Origin of the sequence: Streptomyces sp. NPDC058691, from assembly GCF_042714775.1 — a bacterium.
Taxonomy (GTDB): domain Bacteria; phylum Actinomycetota; class Actinomycetes; order Streptomycetales; family Streptomycetaceae; genus Actinacidiphila.
Genome location: NZ_JBHXSO010000012.1, coordinates 98,385 through 122,273 on the forward strand (window position 1 = coordinate 98,385; position 23,889 = coordinate 122,273).

Consider the following 23,889-nt stretch of genomic DNA (forward strand, 5'->3'; position numbering starts at 1 on the left):
GGTCGACGCCTGGAGGGGCTGTGCGTCTGCGCACGCTTGTTATCGACGCCTGGAGCTGGCTCAACTACAAGCCCGTCATGGCAGATCCGGACCGGCCCGCGAACAGCGCAGCCTTCCCTGAACTGGCCAGCTCCTGGGTGCCAGCCGAGGACCTGCGCCGGCTGGCCGCGTACAAGCTCCTCGCCGCGTACGACTCCAACCAGGCCGGGCAACTCGCCGCCGTCGCCGGCGATGACCACGGACTGGACCGACGCGAGTTGGGCGATCCGTCCAAGCTGATCGACACCACGCTGGGCTACCTGCTGGGCGCGGAGCAGACCATCGTGGTCCCCGAAGCGGACCAGGCCGAGCAGGACGACCCGCCCGCCGGCGCAGCCCACGCTGCCGATGTGCAGGAGCGGCTGCGGGCATGGGCCGACAAGGAACTTTGGCCGCTGCGGGTCCAGCAGGCCGAACGGTGCGCGGTGCGCTGCGGCGACGGCGTGTACACCCTGGCGTGGGAGCCGGCCAAGCAGAGGGTGCTGCTGCGCACGTACGACCCGGGGTTCTACTTCCCGGAGTGGGACGACGGCGAGCAGGACTCCGCCGAGTACCCCTCGCGGGTGCACTTCGCGTGGGAGCTGGCTGCCGACCCGGTGCGCGGGTTGAAAGCCCGGGTGCGGCGTGTCACCTACGAGCTGGGGCCTATCGGTGCGGCAACGCAGCCCGGTGTCACCGAGGACGGCCGCGCGATCCGCGAGCAGGTCGTGGGCGCTGACGGCGACCCGGTGCTGACCGTGGGCGACATCCCCGACCCGGTGAGCGGCGGCGTGCTGCGCACCTACCCGTGGGCGCCGGGCCGCCCGTCCGGGACGACGTGCTACCTGACGGACGCCGAATGGCTGCTGGAAGACCTCGGCGCCGCCCACGACCTGTACGCGCTGCCCCCGGACAAGGCCGTCTATCGGGTGCGCTCCGACGGGCAGGTCCTGAACCGCCTGGACCTGATGTGTGACTTCATCCCCGTCGTGCACGTCCCGAACACGATCCCGGACGGCGGCGAGCACTGGGGCAAGTCGTCGCTGGGCACAGTGCTGCAGCTGCTGGACGAGCTGGCCGCCACCGACACCGACAGCGCCTCGGCGTCCGCGACCACCGGCACGCCGATCGTGTCGCTGGCCGGCGCCCGGCTGCCCATCGACCGCTCCACCGGGCAGCCCATGCCAGTGCGCGTCGAGGCCGGAACGGTGTGGCAGCTGAACGAAGGCGGCCGCATGGACACCCTCAACACCGCCCCGCAGCTCGCCGAACTCCGCCAGCGCACCGACCACATGCTGACCCGGCTCGCCGCGAACACCCGCCTGACCACAGCCGGGCTCGGCAGCCTCGACCCGGCGTCGGTGCCGTCCGGGTACGCGCTGCAGCTGGCGCTCGGCCCGCTGGACTCCCTCGTCGGCGCGATGCGTCTGGCCCGCGCCCACAAGTACCAGCTGCTGCTCCGCATGGTGCAGCGCCTCCACCAGGCCGGGCAGGCGTGGCCCGCCGGCGAGTCGCTGCCCGCACGCCTGGTGTGGGGCGCACACACCCCCACTGACCGCACCACTGTCCTGGCCGACGTCGTTTCCGGCTACGGCGCGGGCGTGTTCTCCCTGGAGACCGCAGTGCGGCTGCTGCAGGAAGCGGGCTACCCCATCGACGACGTCGCCGGGGAGGTCGAACGCATCCAGCAGCGGGCCTTCGACCAAGCCGCCCGCCTCGCGGACGCGACCGGCGACAACGCCGCGGTGCGTGAGTACCTCGGCTTGCCTGAGGCCGACTCCGGCGTTCCGCCGGTGCCGCTCATCCCCATGTAGACCGTGTAGCAGACCGCCAGCCATAGGCTGGTCCTGCTCACGCAACTGCCCCCCGCCCCTGTGAACTTGTCTCCGTCAGCGCGGTGGTGACCACGATGTAGCGCTCGTTCCCACCCTTTGAGGCACGCCGGGTGCAAAGTGGCGTTCCGTCAGATAGGTCGCTTCTCTTGCGAGTAGTAGGTGAACACGCGATCCCGTTCCTGCTCCCAGGTCCAGTCCGCGTCGCGATTGAAGGGGTAGGAGCGGGCGAGGTCGTAGAATGCCTGCGACGGTCGGCCGCGAGTGATCGGCGCGTTCACGACGATCGCTGACAGCATCGGGGCACCCTTCTTCGCTTCCTGCAGGCACAGGTCTTTCAGAAGCTGGCCGATGAGTTCGCCTCGGTGGTGGACAGTGTGACCCTGCCCCTTGAGGGCGATGGAGACCTTCTCGTAATTGATCAAAACGCCCTCTGACGCCTTGGCGGTGAGGATCACCGTCATCGCGTCGAGGGCAGCCTCATACTCAGGCGTGCCGGTTCGTGTCGGCATGTGTACTCCCTTGACGAAGCACTCGGATCGCTCAACGTAGCGGCTCAACCGGCTGCGCGGCCATGGCTCTTGTTGCCCTGTCGAACCTTGGCGTGCAGTGGGGAACGGTGCTGTTGTCGGACTGGACGGGGCCGGCCGACCCAGCGCTACCCCTTCGCCTTCGCCTACCTCGGCTTCGAATTCGACGACGGCCGCCCCTTGATCCTCACTTCACTGCCGCCTTCGGAAAGGTGCTGGGGCACCGCTTCCGGGTGCTCGCGGGAAAAGGTGAGGTCAGAGCAGAGGTCGGCGTATCGGCTTTGGGCGGAAGCTGCCATGGGGCGAGAGATCGGGGCCCGTAAGCTTCGCGCGACTCGGGCACTCTCTGGGTCTGCCCGCCGATGGGTGCCGTGGCCGAGGTGTGACAGGAAGTTGTCGGCGTGACTATGCCCCCGGCAGCGTCTCCTGCTCGACCTCAAACCTGCCCGGCCCGCGGATCGGCCGCAGCCCGAGTTTGTGCGCGCAATCGTTACCGAGCCCCGCAGGCGCGCCTGCTGGCCAGTGAGGGGTGGTGGCACAGGGCGCAACGAACAGTGCGCCGCCCCGCTGCCAGTTCCTCGTCGGTGGCGAAGCCGGGCAGCGGGGCGGGGAAGGGTCGGCACATCACCAGCCTCGGCTTCTTGAGCGCCCGGCTTCCGGATCAGCGTCGGCACCGCCCACGCGCCGACCCGACGCCCGCCCCGCAAGGAGCCTTCCACGCTTCCGTCAGAGCGGACGGATGCCGACGGGGCGACGGCGCATGGCGCAGTCAGCCGAGGCACACAACGAGCAGGCACAGGTGCTTCGGGGGCGCCGTTTGCGTTGGGGTGGGGGTTGGGGTGGCCGGCGCCGTGGGCGCCGGGCTGGCGTGCGAGGTAGCCGCGTAAGCACCCTCGGTGGACGCGGGCGCTGGCGTGGCCGTAGCGGCCGTGTGCGTCAGCGTGGCTGTGGTGCCTGCCTGGTGAACCTTCGTCCCGCTGTTCGCCGCGGGCGCGGTGTCAGGCGGCGCGTACGTCGTCGCAGGATGCGGCACCGCGAGAGCTGTGTTCCGCTGGTGCGGGCCGGTTGTGGGCGGGCGGTTACCGGGATGCCGCGCAACCGGGGTGTCCGGCTGCGCCGATGCCGCGGCAACCGGCCTCGTCCGGGTATTGGCTGCGGTCACCGACTCCGGTGCGGAGGTCGCGTTGGACTGGCCCTTGGAAGCCCCGTTCGGCAGCGCGGCGATGGTCAGTCCGCCACCGACGAGCGCGAAGGCCGTCGCGGCCGCGGCCCGGCGCCGGTGCTTCTTCCAACGCGCCATCTGCCGACGCCGGGCCGCGCGTCCCTGCATGGCGGGGTCGGCGGTTGCTGACTCCGAACCGGCGCCCGGTGCCTCCGCCATTACGTCCTCGGACGCGGCGGCCCCGTTTGGGCCGGCATCGAAGCGAGGAGTGCCGGGATACGGCTCTGAGGCGGGGAACCCCTCCAGGGGGTGCTCCCACGCCATGGCGGTCGTCGCAGCCCCATAGTGGCCATGGGAGGGCGGGGCGACGTCCGGCGCGTATGCGCCGCACCCTGGGCATACCAGGGCCCCATTGAGGTGCCGACGGCATGAGGAGCAGTAGTCCATCTGTGGTCTCTCTGTGCTAACGGCGCCGCCGTGAACGTCGGCGGCCTGTTCCCGTTCGCGTGCGGGATCGGCGGCCAGCAACGCTAACGGCACCTCCCGAAGGCGGTGCGCAGTACCTGTGACGCTCTTGGAAAGATTCCTCGGCGGCTCCGGCTCGCACATCGCGCAGGTCGTCGTGACCGGCGGAGCCGCATCCAGAAGCGGGCCTTCGACCAGGCCGGCCCGCCTCGCGGACGCGACCCGCGACAACAGCACGGCACGCGACTACCTGGGCCTGCAGGCCGACACGGGCGTGCCACCGGTGCCGTTAGTCCCTCAGCCGCGGACATTTCCCGCAGCGATGGCTCAGTGGAAGACAGTAGTCGCGACTGATATCTGACGGGGCACAGTGCCCTGGGACGCATGTGTCCGCGTATCCCGTTTCACCCCTGCCTTCGGGCCCAGCCTCCGTGGCCGCCCGTCGTCCCCGTCCCGGAGGTCCGCGACGCTCATCGCCTCAAGGTGAGCATCCGCGAGGGGCTCAGGTGCTGGCTTCCCCGCCCGCGGGTTCCTCTATCAGCAGGGGGCTCTACACAGGCCGTGGGACGTCCGGCCCATGCGCGCTGCGCATGCGTGCCGCCTGCAGATTGGCAAGGTACGGTCAAAGGGACTCACACCAGGTTTGTAGGCTGAATCGCGCTGCGCCATAAATATTTTTCATCGGTAGGTGTGGCACCCAACTGTTGTCGTGGGTCAAGGGACGGTGCGGGCGTGCTGGTGGCGGAGCGGTATCGACTGGACGAGCCGTTGGGTCGTGGGGGCATGGGCGAGGTGTGGCGCGCTGCCGACCAGGTGCTCGGCAGATCGGTGGCGGTCAAACTGATGCTGCCGGGTGAGGCGGATGCCGAGGCGGCCGGCCGGTTTCACCTGGAGGCCCAGACAGCGGCCCGCCTCAACCATCCCCACGTCGTCGGCGTGTATGACTTCGGCGCGCATGCCGGCCAGTTTTACCTGGTGATGGAGCTGGTCAACGGGCACAGTCTGGCTCAGGAACTGGCTACGCATGGTTCTGTGGACTCTTTGCGGGCGTCGGAGATCGGTGCTCAGGCTGCGGCTGGTTTGGTTGCGGCGCACCGGCAGGGTGTCATCCACCGTGACATCAAGCCGGCCAATGTGATGCTGACCACCGATGGCAGCGTGAAGATCGCCGACTTCGGGATCGCTCGCTTCACCGATGAGGCCTCCAGGGCGCTCACCGCCACCGGCCGGGTGATGGGCTCCAGCGGCTACCTGGCACCGGAGCGGGCGCTGGGTCGCCCTGCCGAACCCGCCTCGGATGTGTATGCCCTTGGCTGTGTCCTGTACGAGTTGGTGGCCGGCCGTCCTCCGTTCGTCGGAGAAACCCCGCTGGCAGTGATCCACCAGCACGTCGCCGCGGCCCCGGTTCCCGTCAGGCAGCTCAACCCGGCGGTGCCGGGCGCTCTCGCGGACTACATCCTGTCGCTGCTGGCCAAGGAGCCGGGCCAACGTCCCACCGCCGAACAGATAGCCGGCTGGCTCGCCGTCTCGGCAGGCCAGAACGACAAGCCGCAGGCGGCCATGCCCGCTGGCACCGAGCCGACGCCTACGGCAGTCCTGCCCGACGCCGCTCCGTCCCGCCTGTACGGGCGCGGTGCCGCGCAGCAGCGGCGCATTCGAAGCCTTATCGGTGTTGCCGTGGTCGCCGTGTTCGGGACTGCGGCCGCCGTCGGTGCGGCCTGGAGCTCCGATGACGGCGGCTCATCGTCACCCGGGCCGGCATCCTCTCCCTCCTCTGCCGTCACTGCGCCCTCCGTACCCTCTGGCGAAGTCTCCACGCCGGTAACTGTCACGTCGCCGTCATCGCAGACCCCGTCGGGCCCTCGCGGCAAGGGTGAAGATCACAAAGGCAAGGATCACAAGAAGCACGGTCACGACGACTGACGAGCATCACTCAGTAGCGCGGCGCGGCACGGGATTCCTGGCGGACTACACTGATCGTCGGCGCGGGGGCGCTGCTGCTGGAGGACTGGATCCCGCATGGACAGGCTTCTGCCCGATCCCCGTACGCTCGTCGGTCGCCGGCGTGACGGCCGCCCCATCTTTCCGATCCTGGGCGCTGACCCCACCGATCCGTCCAACCAGCAGTTGCCGCCCGGCCCGGTCACGGACCTGGCTGGACCGCCGACGGTCGGCCATCCGCTCGACCAGGAGGCGCTGAACCGACTGCTGGCCCGCGAGAAGCAGCAGGGCGAACGTGCTGCGGTCCGCAAGCTCGTTGAGCAGCTGGGTTTCGCCAAGACCGACGAACTGGCGGCGTTCGTGCAGGAGCAGCGTGACGCGCAGGCCGCGCAGCTGTCCGAGATCGAGCGCCGTGAGCGGGCCGCCGCCGCGGCGACGACCGCCGCAGAGCAGCGTGAGGCGCAGGCCATCGTTCGTGAGCGTGCCGCGGTACGCCGGGCCGCCCTGGTGGCGCTCGGTGCGACCGGTGACGACCTGCTGGACGCCGAACGGCTTCTGGCCGTCGAGGACGACGCCGACGAGGACGCCATCGCCGAGGCCGCTGCCGCTCTGCGGGCGCGCAGGCCCGAGCTGTTCACTGCGTCCGCCGTGGACTTGGTGCCGCCTGCCGCGCCTGGTGGGTCTCCCGCGGGTGGTCCGCCGCCGCGCGGCGCCAACATGCCCAAGCCCGGTCAGCAGGGCGAGGAGATGGCGCGCCGGCGCGGCTACGTCACCAGCGGCTGAACTTCCCACCGGCGGGTCAAGGCCGGACTGACGGGGACCACGCCCCTCTCACGTGGACGACGCCACCGGTCGGTGAGCGGACGAACTGCCCCACTCGTCTGATCGTCCACGGGAGGACTCATGACCGTTCAGCCGGTCACCACCACCCAGAGCCTGACGGCCGACCGGTCCTGGCTTGCCAGCCTTCACGGAACGCGCGACGTCGACTCGATCACCCTCGACCTGTCCACTTTCGTGTCCGGCACGCACTTCATGCCGTCGGTCGATTCGAACGTCCCTTACAGCCGTCTCCTGTCGGGTCTGCCGGTCGGCAAGATCACCGCCAGCGGGCTGTACGGGCTGTACGCCACCGGGGCCGCCGACGGCCGGCAGAACCTGGCCGGCTTCATCTTCGCCGAGGTGCTGTTCGCGCCCGCCCAGACGAAGGTCGGGGCCGCGCTGCTGTGGCACGGCTCGGTGAAGACCGCCAAGCTCCCCGTCGCCGTCGCGGCGGTCGCCCCGTCCGCGATCTGCCAGATCCGCTTCGTGTAAGGAAGGAGGCCCAAAGCCATGACCATCCAGGACCTGATCAAGGGCGTCACCGTCAAGGACCTGACGACGTTCGCCCGTGCCATCCCCACCCCGGCTGACTTCCTGCTCACGCAGACGATCTTCCCGAAGGTGAAGGTCGCCGACGTGATGTGGCGGATCAAGAACCAGGGCCGGTACGTCAACGCGGCGAAGTACCGCAGCTACGACGCGTCCGTGCCGTTCGCGGACCGCCAGGCGTGGACGACCAGCACCCAGGGCATGCTGCCCGCCCTAGGCCAGAAGCTGCTCGTCGGCGAGATGGAGATCCTGCTGCAGGAGGCCTCCCGCGGGGCCGACCATGACCGCCTGATCGAGCTGCTGTACGACGACGTCGAGCGGCACGTCGAGGCGGTCAACTCCCGCCTGGAGCTGGCCGCCGGCGATGTCCTCACCGACGGCAAGTTCTCCCTCTCGGGGGAGAACGGGCTGACCATGGACCTGGACTACCAGGTGCCGGCATCGAACATGCCGACCGCTCCGGTCGCCTGGTCCGACCCGACTTCGGACCCCATCAAGGACGAGCTGGGGTGGCTGGACTACCTCGACTCCATCAGCGCGCCGTACCCGGAGCTGGTCCTGACCAGCCGCCGCGCGAGCTCCTACCTGGGGAAGAACGACGCCTACCGGGCCGCCTACTACGGTTCGGTGAACCCGTCGAACACGCCGACGGCGACGCTGACTCCGCAGCAGGTCAACGTGGTGCGCGGCAACTACAACCTGCCGCCGATCCAGCTGTACAAGGGGCAGGTGCGGGTCGACGGCTCCAACGTGCGGCCGCTGCCCGACGACCGGTGGGTGATGGTGCCGCCGGACCGCACCAAGTGGGGCCAGACCATGTACGGCACCACGGCGGAGTCCCTGGTGCTGTCCCGTGGCTCCAACCCGGAGATCACCCGCGAGGACGCGCCGGGCCTGATCATCACCAAGGGCACGCAGGACGACCCGCCGCAGGTGTGGAGCAAGGGCGCGGCCGTGGCCATGCCTGTGCTGTTCACGCCGGACTGCCACATCGTGGCGAAGGTGCTGTGACATGGGACGGCGACTGGCGACAGCGGTGCACATCGAGCACCCCGAGACGCACGAACTGCTGATCCTGCAGCCGGGCGACGAGCCCGATGAGGTGGTGGCCACGGCCATCACCAACCCGGACGCGTGGGAGGAGGACCCGGAGGCGCTGACGCTCGACGACCCGGCACTGATCGGGGCAACGCCGCCCACGCTGGCATTCGACGATCCGGGTCCGGAGCCCCAGCCCGCGCCGGAACCGGAGCCCACGCCCGAGGCTCAGCCTGTGCCCGAGCCCATGCCCGCGCCCACGCGCACGCGCACGCCCGAGGCTGAGGCTGAGCCGAAGCCCCAGCCCCGGGCGCGCAAGCAGGCCGACGAGAAGTAGCCCGGCCTGGCCCGGCACCCGTGTTTCAAGCGCAGGGGTGCCGGGCCGCGCCGCTCCCCGGAAGGACCCCGCCCGTGGACCCCGCAGTCCTGGCCTGGCTGCTGTCGCAGCTCGGCCCCGCCACCGACCAGAGCGACCTACAGACGCGCTACGGCCGGCTGGGCAGCGCGAGAGCTGTCGCCCTGGAAGTGCTGTCCGAACGGCGTGCCAGACTCCTGGCCGAGCCGCTGCAGCTGACCGTCAACGGCGTCGTCACCCTCGACAACAGCAACAACCTCACCGGCCTGGAACGGCAGATCGCCGACGTGCAGGGCGCCCAGGCCCCCGACGACATCGCAGACGGCACCGAACTGGTCGTCGCCCCGCTGCAGCGCCGCACCTACCGCTGGGAACGGCTGTAGCCGTGGCCTACGAGTTCCCTCCGCTCGTACCCGGCGACGCCGACGTGGTCGCACGCCGGGTCGCCGCGGTGCTGCAGGACGCCTGGCAGCGCCTCGCCGACCAGCAGGCCGCCGTCCTTGCCGCCCTGGTCGAGCAAGGCCGGGCCCCGCACATCGTCGCCCGCACAGCAGAGTTCCAGGCGGCTATTACCGACTTCCAGCAGCGTGTCGACGCCGAGGCCCGCGCGTTCGTCGGCCGCCAGCTGCCCCACCTGTACGAGCAGGGCGCCCAGGCCGCCGCCGAGGCCGTGGGCGGCCGGTTCACCTGGACCCTCATCCACACCGAGGCCCTGCAGTCGCTCGCCGCCGGCTCCTACGCCGACTTCCTGATCCGCTCCCAGGAGGAGCAGCGCATCGCCGGCGCGTTCTACCGGGCCGTACGGGAGGCCGCACGCCGCGAGATACCGCTGCTGGCCGCAGGGAACACCACGGCGCTGCAGGCCGCAAGGTCGCTCGCCGAACGGCTCGCCGCCGAGCACCAGCTGACCTGCGTCATCTACCGCAACGGCGCCCGGTACCCGGTGCAGGCGTGGGCAGAGGCGGCGACGCTCGCCAAGAGCGCAGTGGCCTACAACGCGGGCACCTTGAACCGGGCGCGAGAGGCCGGTGTGCAGTGGGTGCAGGCCTTCGACGGAGCCGGCTGCGGGTGGACCAGCCACCAGGACCCGGACAAGGCCACAGGCACGCTGCGTACGGTCGAGGAGGCTGCGGCGTGGCCGATCTCCCACCCGCGATGCAGGCGGGCGTTCGGGTTGCGGCCGGACGCCACCATTGAAGCGTGAGCGTCGGACGGCCTGAAGCGGCACGGTGTGCGTCGGGGGCATATCTGGCGCCGGCCGATGGTCCTTCTATAGCAGACTGCCCCGCCGCCCGAGCGAGTGAGGCGGCGGAGGCTTGGAGGACCTAATCACGCCAGTCGATATACGGCCTGGTTCGGATCCGGCCTCACGATTTCCCCGTCATCGGCGAGGTCGCGGAGGTGGCGTCGAGCCTCCTTGCCCGCGGCCTCATCACTGGGCGGCTCATAGCCGGCGACGCGCAGGGCCAGTACGGCACGTTGCGTGTCCCAGACACCGCCCAATGCCTGGATCACTGCGGCGAGCGCCTGCTTGTGGGTAAGCAGCTTCTCAGTCATCTCAACCTCCCCATCGATACAGCCGCAGCGTGGCACAGCAGCGGTGCTGATTCACAGCAGCGCGTGGCGCTGCGCGCGCCTACCCAGGGGCCTCGCTCAGCGGCAGGGACGGGTCGGGACCGAAGTCGCTGACATCCATGAAGGCGTGCCCTCCGGGAGGACTGGTTAGGACGCCTTGAACGCGTACGGGAATGCCCTCGTCATGGCAGCGAACCGCGACACGATAGACGGGCGGTGGCAGGTGCATCCATACGATCCGGCTGCGGCGTTGGAGCAGCGTCCTCACTCCCACGCGGCCGTCATCGTCGTCGGGCTGGCGACTCAGGTCGGTGACGACCCCATAGATCAGGTGCTGTCGCGCATAGGTTCGAGTCTTCAGTTGCCTGGCTACTATGTCGACGGTCTCGATCGCTTCGTGGTTGAACTCCACCCGTTGCGGAGCTCCCGACGGCGCAGCAGCTACGCGCGACCAGTTGAAGGAGACATCGAGGGTGCCGACGGAGTCGGTGTTGACGACCTTGGCCAGTGCTTGGCACAGCTCGTAGGAGACCCCCTCGCCCACACTGTCGTTGATCTCGCTGGGAGTCGGCTCGCGATCGCCTGTAGCCAGCTCTTCCAGGACACCGAGCGCCCGCGACATCGTCGCTGTCACGCGGCGGTCGAAAAGGATCTCTTCGATGTCCGCGTCGATGTTGCTCTGGCCAGGGCTGTAGACCTCGATCGGCGATCGGGCCTGGCTGATGATCGGCACAATGTAGGACCCGCGCCGGGTCTGGCCGAGCCGCACTTCACGGGCCTGTTCGCGGGCGCGGGGTGGGAAGTTGCGGAAGTGCCCCTGTCGGCGGATTGTGGCGGCTGCGGACGCTACGCGCAGGCGCTTCGCGGAGACGAAGAGCTCGTACCCCGCCTCTAGCGGGATCGAGCCGTCGCTCATCGACGGGTGCGCGGCGCGAAGGTCCGTGACGTCGTTGTAAACCGTGGCGATAGCGTCGTGGACGGTGCGGACCCCTTGCGTTTCGACGCGCGCGAGGTCGTTGAGCAGGATGTGAACGCGTTTGGCGAAGTCCGGGGCACCTGGTTTTAGCGGTACGAGAACGACCTCGTCCGAGAGGCCGGGCAGACTCCACAGTTCTGCCAGCGGGCCGCCATCCACGGGTGTCCAGCCGTTGACCTGTAAGTAGCTTCGGATCTCATTGGGGCCGAAGTCCGGCTCGGTGTCAACCACGTCAGTTCAACCCCCGCGACGCTCCAAGGGTTATTCGACGCGCAGCATCGAACATGGTCCCCATCGCCTTCACCGTGAGCTCCTGCTGGCGCGGGATCTTGATGGTGGTGGTCTTCCCATCGGCCGACAGCATCCCTTGGAGGGCGGCCCAGTAACCGTGGCAGGCCAGAACTATCGATTCCTGCTGGTGAGTGATCCAGCGACCGACATCGGGCGGGACGATCAGCAGCGCCAGGTGTCCCGGGGCTGACCGTTCGGGATGCCGAAGTTTGTCGTAGGTCTCGACGTCCAGATCGAAGCTGTACCCGTCACGCGTGACCCGCGGGTTCTGCGTGCACTTGAGCTGAATGTCGATCATCAACCCCCGCGAACGCAACGTGACGTCGACGCCGTCCTTGTCTACGTTCCATTCGCCGATCGTATAACCGCCCTGAGTGGCCAGGGCATGTACGTACGCCCGGCTGACCTGCTCCTTCTGCCAACTCGTGGCCTCACTTGGCACGTTCGGACCCCCCAGCCCCATTAACTTGTCGCGCTCGCGTGAAGAATAGGGGCAGTCTTCTCGGCTGAGGAAGAGTGCAGCGGACCTGATCAAAGACTGTCGGGACACGTATCGGCTTCCGGATCACGCCAGCCGCGGTGGCGATCTCTGGGGCTGGTAGTACGAGCAGAGCGCCCAGGCCGCCGCCGAGGCCGTGGGCGGCAGGTTCACGTGGCCCCTCATCCACACCGAGGCCCCGCAGGCGCTCGCCGACTCCTACGCCGAATTCCTGGTGCGCGCCCAGGAGGAGCAGCGCCTTGCCGGCGCGTTCTACCGGGCCGTACGGGAGGCTGCACGCCGGGAGGTGCCGTTGCTGGCCGCAGGGAACACCACGGCGCTGCAGGCCGCGAGGTCCCTCGCCGAGCGGCTCGCTTCCGAGCGCCGGCTGGCCTACGTCATCTACTGCCACGGCGCCCGGTACCCGGTGCAGGCGTGGGCCGAGGCGGCGACGCTCGCCAAGAGCGCAGTGGCCTACAACGCGGGCACCCTCAACCGGGCCCGAGAAGCCGGCGTGACGCACATGGAGGTCTTCGACGGCGCCGGATGCGGCTGGACCAGCCACAAGGACCCGGACAAGGCCACCGGCACGCTCCGCACGGTGGAGCAGGCGGCGGCGTGGCCGATCTCGCACCCGCGCTGCTCACGAGCCTTCGGGCCGCGCCCCGACGTCACCACCGCTGGCTGAGCACCGGAATCGGGCAGCTCTCGCGGCCGGGGTGGTTGTCAGTGGTCGGGGTTAGGGTCCCCGGCATGGCCGTCATCTCAGTCCACCTTGCCGATTCCAAGAAGACGATCTCTGTCCCGGAGGCCCTTGCTGACCTGCAGTGTTCCTTCGACGAGGCGCGAAAGGCGATCGGCGTGCACCAGCGCGGGACGCAGCGCCCGGTGCTGGAGTGGGACGAGGAGACGCGGGCGGAGAGTGACCGGCTGATGGATGCGTGGCGGACGGTGGCGGTGGAGCTGCGGGCAGGGATCGAGGAGTCCGGGCTTGAGGCCGAGTTTGGCTCCTACGACCTGGGTCGTGCGCTGCGGAAAGCGGCGTACGGCGAGGACTACGCCGGGGAGTAACCCATACGGGTGGCCGGAGGCGGGCGGGCTTGGCCGGGGTCACCGAGCCCCCTACAGTCGAACGCGTGAGCGAGTGGCGTGATGCGGTGGAGGTGCCGCCCCGGCAGCCCGGGGAGGTCCCCGCGTACGTCGAGACGTATCCGGCCGAGGAGCAGCAGCGGGTGGGGTTGCGAGTGGCAGGCCGCTCCTACCGTGGCCGGGTGGGGGAGCGCCGCCGGTACGCCGACGGCCGCGAGGCCGTGCACCTGATGCTGTGGCCCGCACTGCCGGACGGGCGGCGTACGGCATGGTTCTGGTGGGACCTGGAGGCCTTCGAGCTCCGGGCGTCCCTATTGGGGACCAGCCCGGTCGAGGAGCACTTCCACGACGGTGACGCCGTCCGCGTCCACAGGACCGACGTCGAGTCGAACGACGTCGGCCGGTACGAGGGCTTCGATCCGTGGAAGCAGCCGCGGGTGCAGGTCCGGGTAGGCGGCCGGTGGCATGACGCCCTGGTCTGGCACAAAATCCGGTACAAGGACGGCCGCCACGCGGTGCAGTGCAAGGTGAAGTTCCTGGAGGGCGACAACTGGCCGGTGATCTACTGGCGCACCTACTGGTGGAACCCGGCCGCGATCCGCGTCATGCCTGGATCGGGTGACCCGGGCCAGCCTGGGCCCGTTGTGGAGTGGTGAGCGAAATCGAAGCGGAGCTCTTCCCGCCTTCCGGGCCCCATGCGGTCGACGTCGTCCTTCAGGGTCCGGTCGAGCAGGTAGCGCGGGTGAAGGCGTGGATCAACGCGCGATCTGGGGAAGGCGGCAGCAGCATGGTCATCGACCTGCCTGACGGCCTGGTGCGCTGCCGGATGCAGGTCTTCGCCGGGGAGGAGTAGCCCGCCGCGCGGCGAACCGCCCCGGGCCGCACGCTGTCCGTATGCGCGCGATCTGGTCCGGGTACGTCAGCTTCGGCCTGGTCACGCTCCCGGTGCAGCTCTTCAGCGCGACTGACGAACATGGGGCGGGGTTTCATCAGGTTCATGCGCGTGACGGGTCCAGGATCAGGCACCGGAGGGTCTGCGAGAGCGAGGACGTGGAGGTCCCGCAGTCGGAGATCGCGCGCGGCTGGGAGCGTCCCGACGGCCGCACGGTCGTGCTCCTCGACGAGGACCTGGCCGCGCTCCCCCTGCCGACACGGAAGACGGTCGACGTCCTCGGGTTCGTCGACGAACGCGATGTCGACCCGGTCTTGTACGCCAAGCCGTATTGGGTCGGCCCGGCCGGCGAACAGGGCCAACGCCCCTACGCGCTTCTCGTGGAGGCGCTGGCACGGCATGGCGCCGTTGCCGTCGCCAAAGTGACACTGCGGACCCGGGAACGCCTGGCGGTGCTCCGCCCGAGGCGCGGCATGCTCGTGCTGCACACCCTGCTGTGGCCGGAGGAGATCCGCGAGCCGGACGACCTGTCGTCGGCGGCCCCGGTCACCGAGCGGGAAGTGCAGCTTGCCGAGATGCTGATGGAGCAGTTGGCGGGGGTCGACATCGAGGACCTGCACGACGAGTACGCGGCCGCTCTGGAGCAACTGGTCGCCGCGAAGATGAACGGCACCGAGGTGGATGAGCCGGCCGAGCCGGTTCCGGCCGTCGACCTCATGGCGGCGCTGGAGGCCAGCATCCGAGCGACAGAGAAACCTTGAGAAACGGAGATGGCCCGTACTTCCGCGGCACGATACCGCCGTGGGGGCCGTGATATTGGAGCCCTACGGCGTTTGCCCACCGTTGACGACTGCGCGCGTCAGGCGGCCGGCTTCTCCGGTCGGGCGAAGATCAGCGCGACCAGGGCCAGGCCGACGATGCTGCCGATGACTGCCCGGTTCGATCGCCGACACCCGCACCTTCCTTCTTGAAGACACAAGGCCCAACCGTCCGCCTGCCGGGGATCGCGGGGGCGGTACCCACGGTGAGGCCGGAGGAGAGGGCAGGCGCTTGGGCCTTGGCCCTGGATCGTGCGGCTGGACCCAGCGGGACCGCTGTCGGGGCCGGGTCAGCGACAACTCGGTGGGCAATGCGGCGATGATCCTGCCACCACCCCATCCGCCACGGTCGGCATGCCAAAGGTCTCGCGCGTCTAGCCGACCCTCGCAGTGTCAATCGATGTCGGTGTCGAGGGGGGACCCATGGGCACATGCGCTGTCGTCATCGGTCAGATGTTGCGTTCCTTGGTTGTGTCAGGTTCCGTCTGGTCCTGGGTTGCAGCCCAGGCGGACAGGAGACGCAGAGCGTCGGCGCTGGATGTGCCGGGAGCGGCGGTGTAGATCACAAGCGTGAGGGCGGCGTCAGATGACAGCGACATCGTTTCGAAGTTCAGTTCCAGTTCTCCGACGGCCGGATGGTGCAGCTTCTTGGGACCGGTGCGATGCTGCCGCACATTGTGAGCGGCCCAACGCTTCCGGAAGATCTCGCTGCGGGTGGACAGCTCCCCGATGAGGTCGCTGAGGTCCTTGTTGTACGGGTTGCGGCCAGCTTCGCCGCGGAGCATCGCGGCGATGTCGTCGGCAGCTCTGTCCCAGTCGGGGAGGAACGCGCGGGCGGCCGGGTCGAGGTAGATGAACCTGGCGATGTTGGCCGGGCGGCGCGGGTCGGCGAGGAGGGGTGCGTACAGGGCACGGGCCAGGTGGTTGGTGATCAGCAGGTCCTGGCGTTCGTTGTGGATGAACGCGGGCGCGTCGCCGATGGCGTCCAGCATGTACTGGAGGGCGGGCCGCAGGCGCCTGGCGGGGGCGCGGCGGCGGGCCGCGGCCGGTGCGGGGGCGCGGCGGGCGAGGTCGTGCAGGTACTGGCGTTCGGCGTCATCGAGGTGCAGGGCGCGGGCGACGCCGTCCAGGACGCTGTCGGAGGCTCCCGAGAGGTTCCCGCGTTCCAGTCGCACGTAGTAGTCGACCGAGACGCCGGCCAGCATCGCGACCTCCTCGCGGCGCAGCCCCTTGACCCGCCGGTGGCCGCCGTAGGCGGGCAGCCCGGCCTGCTCGGGGGTGATGCGGGCCCGGCGGGAGGCGAGGAACTCCTTGATCTCGGCGTGGTCGTCCATGGTCTCCACGCTAGGCGAGAGGTCCGTCGTGAGGCAGGTACTGCCGTTACCTGGAAGGTCAGGCACTGCCACCGGCCGGCGAAATGGCGTTTTCTGGGGACCACCGCTCAGGACGGCCATCGCCCTAGGGCGATGGCCACAAAAGAGAGCCTGAGCAGCGAGGACGTGGCCGGGGCAGCGCTACGGCGCCGACATCCTCGGTGGCCTCGTCCGTTCCGAGTCGCGTTCCACGTCGACCACCTCCGATCCCGAGAAAGCGATCATGAACCACACCACTCTGGGAAATTTGAAGGTCTCCCGCATCGGCCTGGGCACGATGGGCATGTCGTCCTACTACACCGGCGCCGGCAGCGACGACGCCGAGTCCGTCCGCACTATCCGGCGGGCGGTCGACCTGGGTGTCACGCTGATCGACACTGCCGAGGTCTACGGACCGTACGTCAACGAGGAACTCGTCGGCAGGGCGCTGGCCGGCCGTCGCGACGAGGTGGTGCTGGCGACCAAGTTCGGCCAGGTCTCGCACGCGGACGCGGGCGGCGGCGTGTATGTGCTCGACAGCAGCCCGGCCAACCTCCGCGCCGCGGTCGAAGGCTCGCTCAAGCGGCTCGGGACCGACCACATCGACCTGTACTACCAGCACCGCGTCGACCCGGGCACGCCGATCGAGGACGTGGCGGGCACGGTCGCGGAGCTGGTGCGGGAGGGCAAGGTCCTGCATTTCGGCCTGTCCGAGGCCGGTCCCGACACGATCCGCCGGGCCCACGCCGTGCACCCTGTGACGGCGGTCCAGTCGTCGTACTCGCTGTGGAACCGCGAGGTTGAGGAGCGGGTGCTGCCCGCGCTGCGCGAGCTGGGCATCGGCTTCGTGCCGTACTCCCCGCTCGGCCACGGCTTCCTCACCGGCACACTCCGCTCGCCCGAGCAGTTCGACGAAGGCGACTGGCGCCGCACCAGCCCGCGTTTCCAGGGCGAGAACTTCCGGCGCAACCTGGCCCTGGCCGACGAGGTGCGGGCCCTCGCCGACGAGGCCGGCGCCACACCGGCCCAGGTCGCCCTGGCCTGGCTGCTGGCCAAGGACGAGCACATCGTCCCGATCCCCGGCACCAAGCGGGTCGCCCGCGTCGAGGAGAACACCGCCGCCGACACCGTCCAGCTGACCGCCGACCAACTGGCCAAGCTCGACAGCCTGCCCCCGGCCGCCGGGAGCGACGAAAGCGACAAGGCGAGGCAGCTAATCGAACGCTGACACACCTCGTCACGGCGGATGGTTCGTGACTGGCAGCTTCGAGCCGCACCCCTCTGATGGCCATTCTCGGGACGGCCTCTGTCCCGTCTCCCGGTCCTGCGGACTTTGGCCAGTGGGCGGTTGGTGACTGAGGCGCGACAGCGCCTCGTATTTCTTAAGGACACTCCATGAGTAGCACTGCGCAGGGATCTTCCGTCGGCATTCCCACTCCCGATGGGACTGCCGACGCTTATCTGACCCACCCGGCCGGGGGTGGCCCGTACCCCGCCGTTTTGCTCTACATGGACGCGTTCGGGCTGCGCCCGCACCTGAAGGCCATGGCCGACGGGCTTGCCGCGGCCGGACACGTCGTGCTGGTGCCCAACGTCTTCTACCGCCACGGCAAGGCGCCTGTGGTGCAACTGCCGGAGTTCATCGACCTTGCCCGGCGTCCGGAGATCGTGCAGAGCATCCTGCCGATCATGGAGAAGCTGACGCCCGACCGGGCGATGCGGGACGCCGCCGCCTACCTGGACTGGCTGGCCGCCTCCCCGCTGACCGCTAGGAAGCCCGTCGGGGTCACCGGCTACTGCATGGGCGCTGGGCTCGCCCTGCGCACTGCGGGAACGTACCCGGACCGGATCGCGGCGGCGGCCGGGTTCCACGGCGCTCACCTGGCCACCGACGCTCCGGACAGCCCGCACCTGCTTGCCGACCGCATCACAGCGGAGCTGTACTTCGGCCACGCCGACGAGGACGCGGCGAACCCGGCCGAGCAGATCGACCGCTTGGACAGGGCCCTGAGCGCCGCGGGGGTCCGCCACCGGGGCGAGATCTACGCCGGTGCCCAGCACGGCTACACCCAGGCCGACACCAGCAGCCACAGCGAGGAGGCTACCGAACGCCACTGGACAGCGTTGCTGGACTTGTTCAGCCGCACGCTTTGATCTACTGACATTGTGGCCACGCCCGACCGGTGGCGGCGGGCACAGCGGCGCCACCAGCCGTCTCTACCTCGTCAGCCTCCGATTGCCCTGGCCATGACGGGGTCACGCGTGGGGGGAAGTTCTGGCCCCACCACTCATACAGTGGGGCCAGAACCCAAGATCGTCACCAGCCTTGCAGCGAGGAACCCGCCGCGTGATCCGCTTCGACACCTGCGTAACGACCATCTGCGACTGCGGCCACCGCCGCGTCGGCGAGTCGCAGCAGCTCCGTCAGGGGCAGTGATCCGGCGGGCCGCCGCTCACGCGCGAACGTGGTGGCAAGGCGTTGCAGGAGCTCGTTCAGCGGGGTCGGAACGCCGTGCAGTCGGCCGAGCAGGACGATCTCGCCATTGAGGTAGTCGGCTTCGATCGTGCCGGTGCCACGGGTGAGGGACTGCCAGGAGGAGCCGGCGCCCCCTCCGGACCAGCGCACCTTGTCACCGTACGCCTGCTGCTGTTCCTCCGTGTCCGCGTACGGGATCCCGGCGGTCCTGAGCACCGACTCTCCCTCCGCCCGCACCTGCGCATACAGCCGCCACGCCTCTTGTCCGGCGACCGGCCAGCTCAAAGCGTTGATCGCGTTGGCGAGGTTGCCCAGCAGTTTGGCGTACTGCCAGCGTGCGACGTCCGGAACCACGGGGGCCTCGAAGCGGGCGGTCTCCAGGTCAGCGGCGATCCGGCGGACGGTGTCGTCGACGCGATCGGGGTGGCGCCCGAGGTGCAAAACGCCGGTGAGCGGGGCGCCGAGCGCGGAGACCACACCCGGTTCGACGAAGGTGGCCGGCAGCCAGACGCAGGCGCCGTATACGCGGCGGAAGTGTCGCAGCGCGATCCGCTGACCCTCGACGCCGTTCTGCACGCAGACCACTGGCAGCCGCTCCCCGGCCGTGCCGCCGCCCGTCACGGGCACCGAACCCCACGTGTCCAGCGCGGCCCCGCTGTCCTGTGTCTTGACGGCCAGCACGAGCACGTCGTCCGCACGCAACTCGCCCAGCTCGTCCGGGCCTTCGACCACGGGCACCCGGAGGGTGCGTTCCCCGTCCGGAGTACGGAAGCGCAGTCCGCCCGACTTCAGCGCGGTGTAGTGAGCACCCCGCGCAACCAGGACCACCTCGTGTCCCGCCTCGGCGAGCCGCGCCCCGATGGAACCGCCGATCGCTCCCGCTCCGATGATGATGTACCGCATGCCGCTGCCTGTACCGGTGTGGTGGGAAGACATGCCCATGGCGCCGGGGTCGATGCGGGAGGTTTCCGGATCTCCCGGAGTGGTGTGGTTCATGATCGATTCCTTGAGGTCTGAGATGGTCGTCGGGGCCCGCGACTCGGGACGGACGACCTGGCTGAAAGGCACTGCCCTTCGCATCGTCGCCGTTCGGCTGCCCGGCTGGGGCAGGTCGCCCCTAGGGGCGTCGGTCGTCCTGAACGGCCCTTCCCCAGCAAACGCTGTTCCGCCGACTGGTGGCAGTGCCTGAGCTTCCAGGTAATGGCGGTACCTGCCTCGTCGCGGTGGCCACACGGGGCGGTTCACGCGACAAGATCGCACGGCCACACATGTTCGGGGTGCACGCCCGGCCGAGCGGCAACCATCCGGGCTGACGAACGCTCACCCCCGTCGCGCGCCCGCACCGACAGAGGCCTCAGCCGGCGCCGACCCATTCCTCGGTACCCTCCGAGAAGCGCTGACGCTTCCAGATCGGCACTTCGCGCTTGAGGTCGTCGATGAGCTTCCGGCAGGCCTCGAAGGCCTCGCCGCGATGCGTGCAGGCGACCGCCAGGACGACGGCGAGATCCCCGACCCCGAGGTCCCCCACCCGGTGGACAGCGGCCAGCGCTCGCACCGGATACTCCGCGACCACCTCCTCGGCGATCCGCCGCATCTCCGCCTCGGCACTGGGATGGCACGAGTACGCGAGTTCGTCGACGTCCGCTCCTCCGTCGTGGTTTCGTACGGTTCCCACGAACAGTGCGACGCCTCCGGCCGCGTCGTCGCCAACGGCCTTGAACACCTCGTCGACGGACAGCGGCGTCTCCCGGACAGCGATGAGTTTGATGGGATCCCGCGCCGCGCACTTACCGGGGTGGTCGTTCATGGGTGCTGTGCCTCCATCGTGCCGCGGTTCGGTCCGGGACAGGCGAAACCACGGGGTCAACCCGTCCCTCTCCATATCAAGTCGGTCGACCTCGTCTGGTGGGAGCGGGCCGTTCAGAGGCGATCCGGGATCCTCCGCGCCACGCCCGGTCGACGGGGTCCGCCGAGCGCGCTGTCTGGTCCGCGTGGACAGGCTGCGCACTCAGCCCCCGATCGCCGACATCGGCCGCTCCGGCTGCAGGAACGTCGGGTCGTCCAGGCCGGAGCCTGCCTTCTTGTCCCACATCGCGAGGCGCCAGAGACGGGCGATCTCCTCGTCCGGTGCGTCCGTGCGAAGGGCAGTGCGCAGGTCCGTCTCTTCGGCGGCGAACAGGCACGTCCGAATCTGGCCGTCGGCCGTGAGGCGGGTCCGGTCGCAGGCTGCGCAGAACGGGCGGGTGACGGAGGCGATGACGCCGACGCGGTGCGGGCCGCCGTCGACCAGCCAGCGTTCGGCGGGTGCCGAGCCGCGTTCGCCCACGCCCTCCGGGGTGAGCTCGAAACGTGTGCGCAGGGCCGCGAGAATGTCACCTGCGGTGACCATGCCCTCGCGTTTCCAGCCGTGCTGGGCGTCCAGGGGCATCTGCTCGATGAAACGCAGTTCGTAGTCCTGCTCGACGGCCCATGCCAGGAGGTCCGGGGCCTCGTCCTCGTTCAGGCCTGGCATCAGGACAGAGTTGACCTTGACCGGGGTCAGGCCTGTGTCGCGGGCGGCTCGGAGGCCGTCGACGACGTCCTTGTGGCGGTCCCGGCGGGTGAGCGCTCTGAAGACTTCGGGCCGCAGGGTGTCGAGGGAGACGTTGACCCGGTCCAGGCCTGCCGCCTTCAGCGCGATCGCGGTGCGTGCGAGCCCGATGCCATTGGTGGTCAGAGACATCCGGGGGCGGCGGTGCAGGGCCGCGACCCGCTCGATGATGCCGACCAGTCCGGGACGCAGCAGCGGCTCTCCGTGAAGCGGACCTCTCGAATGCCCAAGGCGGTGACCGCGATGTCGATCAGGCGGACGATCTCGTCGTCCGTGAGCAGGTCCGGCTTGGCCAGCCACTGCAGGCCCTCCTCGGGCATGCAGTACGTGCACCGCAGGTTGCACCGATCGGTCAAGGAGACTCTGAGGTCGGTGGCCACGCGGCCATAGGTGTCGATGAGCACGCAGGCCCCTATCCCTCGTAACGGAACGCCCGGCGTCGCGCGGCCGGCCCCCGCCCCTGCAAGGAGCGGCGGATCGAGGCGGTCGACCCGGGTGGCGCCGGCTGACGCATCCAGCCGTTCTCCAGGAAAGGCCCCTTCCTCTGCCGGTGACAGTGCCTGGTCTTCCGGGTAATACCAGAGCCTGCCTCAATCCTGGACCCGCGCCTAGCGTGGGGACAACGGACGAGCGCGCATGCGAAATCGGCCCTCGTCGAGTTCCCCGCACGGCGCTTCAGGGTCGTCCCCCGAGGAGGCACTCACGTGCCGTCCGGTGTCCAGGCCGGACGCTTCGGCGCGTTCCGGCCTGGACACGGCACCCGTGCCCTCCTCGCTGATGGCTGAACAGCGTCCTGCACCCCGGCACCACCGCTCCGCGTGTCAAGCCCGGGGCGTCGAACTCACGACACACCCAGGAACAATCCAAGATCCTCCCGCGTCATCCGCCGACGTGTCAGTGCCCGCGCTTCGCGCACCGGTGCCCTGGTCCATGGCTGCGAGCCCGCTCGCCACCGCGGTGAGGGAGACAAGGATGGAAGAGCAGTCATGGCATCACACGGATCATCCAGCACCTGGCGCGGACGAGCACTGGCACCGGTGCTCGTCTACCTGAGCGCCGTGGTGGCGGTGATCAGCAGCCTCGGGGCGCCGCTGATCCCCACCATCGCCGCCGCCGAACACGTGTCGCTCACGGAAGCCCAATGGTCCCTGACCATCACCTTGCTGGTCGGAGCGGTCGCCACACCAGCCATGGGCCGGATGGGAGACGGTCCGCTGCGGCGCGCGACGATCCTGGGCACGCTGGCGATCGTCATGGTGGGGAATGTGCTGGCAGCCCTTCCGTTCGGGTTCGGCTGCCTCATCGTGGGCAGAGGGCTGCAGGGCGTGGGCCTCGGCCTGATCCCGCTGTCCATCGCGACCGCCCGGCAGAGCCTGCCGGCGCACCGTTCCCGTTCGGCCATCGGGCTGCTGTCGGTGACGGTCGTGGCCGGCGTCGGCCTGGGCTATCCGCTGACTGGCCTGATCGCCGAGGAATTCGGGTTCCACGCCAGTTTCTGGTTCGGTGCGGCGGTCAGCGCCGCCGCCCTGGTGGCGGCCGTGCTCGTTGTACCGGGCACCCGGCATCTGAGTCCGCGCCCGCTGGATCTGTTGAGCGCCGTGCTCTTCGGGACAGTCCTGGCCGGCCTCCTGCTCGTGCTCAGCGAGGGCGAGTCGTGGGGCTGGACATCGCCGGCGCTGCTGGGCATGCTCGCCGCGTCGCTGGTGTGCCTGGCAGTCTGGATCACGGTCGAGCTGCGGACCGACAACCCGCTGGTGAATCTGCGCCAGCTCGGGAACCGCGTCGTGCTGACCGCGGCCGTCGTTGGACTCATCGCGGGCACGGGAACGTACCTTCTGCTCTCCTTGGTCACCCGGCTGGCCCAGACGCCCCAGAGCCCCGGCCACGGCTTCGGGGTGTCGATCGTCGTCGCCGGGCTGATCCTGCTGCCTTTCTCGGTCGGCACCCTGGTGGCGAACAAGGTCGTCCAGCAGGTGGCACACCGCGTGTCCTGGCACCTGACGCTGCCGCTGTCCTGCGCCGTCATCCTGGCGTCGATGCTGATGTTCGGGCTGGCCCGGACCGGCCTGTGGGAGCTGTTCGCCGTGATGGGCGTGGCAGGCCTGGGCGTGGGCACCGCCTTCGCCTTGATACCCGAAATGGTCGTCACCGCGGTGCCGCACAGCGAGGTCGGCAGCGCCATCGGCTTCAACCAGGTCCTCCGCTACGTCGGTTTCACCACCGGAAGCGCACTGAGCGCCGTGGTACTCGAATCCCGCACCCCGTCCGGAACAGTCTTGCCGGAGGCCGGCGGCTACACCGTCGCCGCCGTGCTGGGAGTCGTGATCTGCGCGGCGGCCATCGTGACCGCGATCGTGCTCCCCGGGCGGCGTCGCTCCGAACTGGAGCTCCCCGCCACAGGCGCGCAGCCGACGGTCGTGGGGGGCTCGGAGCACGAGGAAGTCTCGCCTGCCGGGAAGGCCGAGCAGGTGCGTGGGTGACCACGAGCGTCGCCGGCGGGCACAGGCGGATGAGCAACGCATCCGCCTGTGCCCGCGGCTCCCACCCGCAGCGGCGTTCCGGACTGTTCCATCGCCCCTGAACGCGGCGAAACCAGGCGGCCGATCAGCGGCAGGCCAATCGTGGATCCGCCGAGTGCTC

Annotated in this window: 23 protein-coding genes and 1 pseudogene; 16 read left to right on the plus strand and 8 right to left on the minus strand. The window is 69.5% G+C overall.

Annotation, left to right across the window (positions count from 1 at the left end; genetic code table 11):
* Positions 1 to 20: 20 nt before the first annotated feature.
* A complete protein-coding gene (locus ACFWVC_RS11370; RefSeq protein WP_384282302.1) occupies positions 21 to 1,832 on the plus strand; it encodes a hypothetical protein in 1,812 nt (603 codons plus the stop codon).
* 149 nt (positions 1,833 to 1,981) lie between these two features.
* On the opposite strand, the gene ACFWVC_RS11375 is transcribed toward ACFWVC_RS11370, so the two are convergent.
* Positions 1,982 to 2,362, minus strand: coding sequence for a hypothetical protein (locus ACFWVC_RS11375; RefSeq protein ID WP_384282305.1), 381 nt, complete (start codon positions 2,360 to 2,362; stop codon positions 1,982 to 1,984).
* Between the two features lie 2,377 nt (positions 2,363 to 4,739).
* Here ACFWVC_RS11375 and ACFWVC_RS11380 point away from each other — a divergent pair.
* The 7 genes from ACFWVC_RS11380 to ACFWVC_RS11410 all read left to right on the plus strand — a co-directional run bounded on the left by ACFWVC_RS11380 (position 4,740) and on the right by ACFWVC_RS11410 (position 9,916).
* Positions 4,740 to 5,930, plus strand: a complete 1,191-nt coding sequence (locus ACFWVC_RS11380; RefSeq protein WP_384282307.1) for a serine/threonine-protein kinase — start codon at positions 4,740 to 4,742, stop codon at positions 5,928 to 5,930.
* 96 nt (positions 5,931 to 6,026) lie between these two features.
* Positions 6,027 to 6,731 (plus strand): hypothetical protein, encoded by a 705-nt coding sequence (locus ACFWVC_RS11385; protein WP_384282310.1) that lies wholly within the window; start codon positions 6,027 to 6,029, stop codon positions 6,729 to 6,731.
* A gap of 120 nt (positions 6,732 to 6,851) precedes the next feature.
* Positions 6,852 to 7,262, plus strand: a complete 411-nt coding sequence (locus ACFWVC_RS11390) for a head decoration protein (RefSeq protein WP_384282312.1) — start codon at positions 6,852 to 6,854, stop codon at positions 7,260 to 7,262.
* A gap of 18 nt (positions 7,263 to 7,280) precedes the next feature.
* Positions 7,281 to 8,330 carry a major capsid protein gene (locus tag ACFWVC_RS11395; protein WP_384282315.1) on the plus strand — a complete coding sequence of 350 codons (1,050 nt, stop codon included), beginning with the start codon at positions 7,281 to 7,283 and terminating at the stop codon, positions 8,328 to 8,330.
* 1 nt (position 8,331) lies between these two features.
* Entirely contained in the window at positions 8,332 to 8,694 is a 363-nt protein-coding gene (locus tag ACFWVC_RS11400) for a hypothetical protein (protein WP_384282318.1), read from the plus strand.
* A gap of 74 nt (positions 8,695 to 8,768) precedes the next feature.
* The gene (locus tag ACFWVC_RS11405) at positions 8,769 to 9,095 is read left to right on the plus strand and encodes a hypothetical protein (protein ID WP_384282321.1); all 327 of its coding nucleotides are present in this window, start codon (positions 8,769 to 8,771) and stop codon (positions 9,093 to 9,095) included.
* A gap of 2 nt (positions 9,096 to 9,097) precedes the next feature.
* Entirely contained in the window at positions 9,098 to 9,916 is an 819-nt protein-coding gene (locus tag ACFWVC_RS11410; RefSeq protein ID WP_384282324.1) for a hypothetical protein, read from the plus strand.
* A 125-nt stretch (positions 9,917 to 10,041) separates the two neighbouring features.
* Here the strand turns inward: ACFWVC_RS11410 and ACFWVC_RS11415 are convergent, their stop codons facing one another.
* From ACFWVC_RS11415 to ACFWVC_RS11425, 3 genes are all read right to left on the minus strand, one after another.
* Positions 10,042 to 10,269 (minus strand): hypothetical protein, encoded by a 228-nt coding sequence (locus ACFWVC_RS11415; protein WP_384282326.1) that lies wholly within the window; start codon positions 10,267 to 10,269, stop codon positions 10,042 to 10,044.
* A gap of 79 nt (positions 10,270 to 10,348) precedes the next feature.
* Complete coding sequence (locus tag ACFWVC_RS11420; protein WP_384282328.1) at positions 10,349 to 11,494, minus strand: hypothetical protein; 1,146 nt, start codon at positions 11,492 to 11,494, stop codon at positions 10,349 to 10,351.
* Position 11,495: 1 nt separating this feature from the next.
* Entirely contained in the window at positions 11,496 to 11,996 is a 501-nt protein-coding gene (locus ACFWVC_RS11425) for a DUF4365 domain-containing protein (protein ID WP_384282331.1), read from the minus strand.
* 193 nt (positions 11,997 to 12,189) lie between these two features.
* On the opposite strand from ACFWVC_RS11425, the gene ACFWVC_RS11430 reads away from it, so the two are divergent.
* From ACFWVC_RS11430 to ACFWVC_RS11450, 5 genes are all read left to right on the plus strand, one after another.
* Entirely contained in the window at positions 12,190 to 12,720 is a 531-nt protein-coding gene (locus ACFWVC_RS11430) for a hypothetical protein (protein WP_384282336.1), read from the plus strand.
* A 65-nt stretch (positions 12,721 to 12,785) separates the two neighbouring features.
* Positions 12,786 to 13,103: a hypothetical protein gene (locus ACFWVC_RS11435; protein WP_384282342.1), complete on the plus strand. Its 318-nt coding sequence runs from the start codon at positions 12,786 to 12,788 to the stop codon at positions 13,101 to 13,103.
* Positions 13,104 to 13,168: 65 nt separating this feature from the next.
* Positions 13,169 to 13,777, plus strand: a complete 609-nt coding sequence (locus ACFWVC_RS11440; RefSeq protein ID WP_384282351.1) for a hypothetical protein — start codon at positions 13,169 to 13,171, stop codon at positions 13,775 to 13,777.
* A complete protein-coding gene (locus tag ACFWVC_RS11445) occupies positions 13,774 to 13,974 on the plus strand; it encodes a hypothetical protein (RefSeq protein ID WP_384282354.1) in 201 nt (66 codons plus the stop codon). The genes ACFWVC_RS11440 and ACFWVC_RS11445 overlap by 4 nt, the downstream gene beginning before the upstream one ends.
* A 41-nt stretch (positions 13,975 to 14,015) precedes the next feature.
* The gene (locus tag ACFWVC_RS11450; RefSeq protein ID WP_384282357.1) at positions 14,016 to 14,774 is read left to right on the plus strand and encodes a Ku protein; all 759 of its coding nucleotides are present in this window, start codon (positions 14,016 to 14,018) and stop codon (positions 14,772 to 14,774) included.
* A 506-nt stretch (positions 14,775 to 15,280) separates the two neighbouring features.
* Here ACFWVC_RS11450 and ACFWVC_RS11455 read toward each other — a convergent pair.
* Positions 15,281 to 16,165, minus strand: a complete 885-nt coding sequence (locus ACFWVC_RS11455; RefSeq protein WP_384282361.1) for a helix-turn-helix domain-containing protein — start codon at positions 16,163 to 16,165, stop codon at positions 15,281 to 15,283.
* 262 nt (positions 16,166 to 16,427) lie between these two features.
* Here ACFWVC_RS11455 and ACFWVC_RS11460 point away from each other — a divergent pair, with 262 nt between their 5' ends.
* Entirely contained in the window at positions 16,428 to 17,411 is a 984-nt protein-coding gene (locus ACFWVC_RS11460; RefSeq protein ID WP_384282365.1) for an aldo/keto reductase, read from the plus strand.
* Positions 17,412 to 17,578: 167 nt separating this feature from the next.
* Complete coding sequence (locus tag ACFWVC_RS11465) at positions 17,579 to 18,337, plus strand: dienelactone hydrolase family protein (protein WP_384282373.1); 759 nt, start codon at positions 17,579 to 17,581, stop codon at positions 18,335 to 18,337.
* Positions 18,338 to 18,500: 163 nt separating this feature from the next.
* On the opposite strand, the gene ACFWVC_RS11470 is transcribed toward ACFWVC_RS11465, so the two are convergent.
* From ACFWVC_RS11470 to moaA, 3 genes and pseudogenes are all read right to left on the minus strand, one after another.
* Positions 18,501 to 19,562 carry a ketopantoate reductase family protein gene (locus ACFWVC_RS11470; protein ID WP_384282539.1) on the minus strand — a complete coding sequence of 354 codons (1,062 nt, stop codon included), beginning with the start codon at positions 19,560 to 19,562 and terminating at the stop codon, positions 18,501 to 18,503.
* Between the two features lie 451 nt (positions 19,563 to 20,013).
* Complete coding sequence (locus ACFWVC_RS11475) at positions 20,014 to 20,466, minus strand: molybdenum cofactor biosynthesis protein MoaE (protein ID WP_384282376.1); 453 nt, start codon at positions 20,464 to 20,466, stop codon at positions 20,014 to 20,016.
* Between the two features lie 201 nt (positions 20,467 to 20,667).
* Positions 20,668 to 21,653 (minus strand): annotated as a pseudogene (gene moaA / locus ACFWVC_RS11480) (GTP 3',8-cyclase MoaA).
* Between the two features lie 582 nt (positions 21,654 to 22,235).
* Here moaA and ACFWVC_RS11485 point away from each other — a divergent pair.
* Positions 22,236 to 23,729, plus strand: a complete 1,494-nt coding sequence (locus tag ACFWVC_RS11485; RefSeq protein ID WP_384282382.1) for an MFS transporter — start codon at positions 22,236 to 22,238, stop codon at positions 23,727 to 23,729.
* Positions 23,730 to 23,889: the final 160 nt, after the last annotated feature.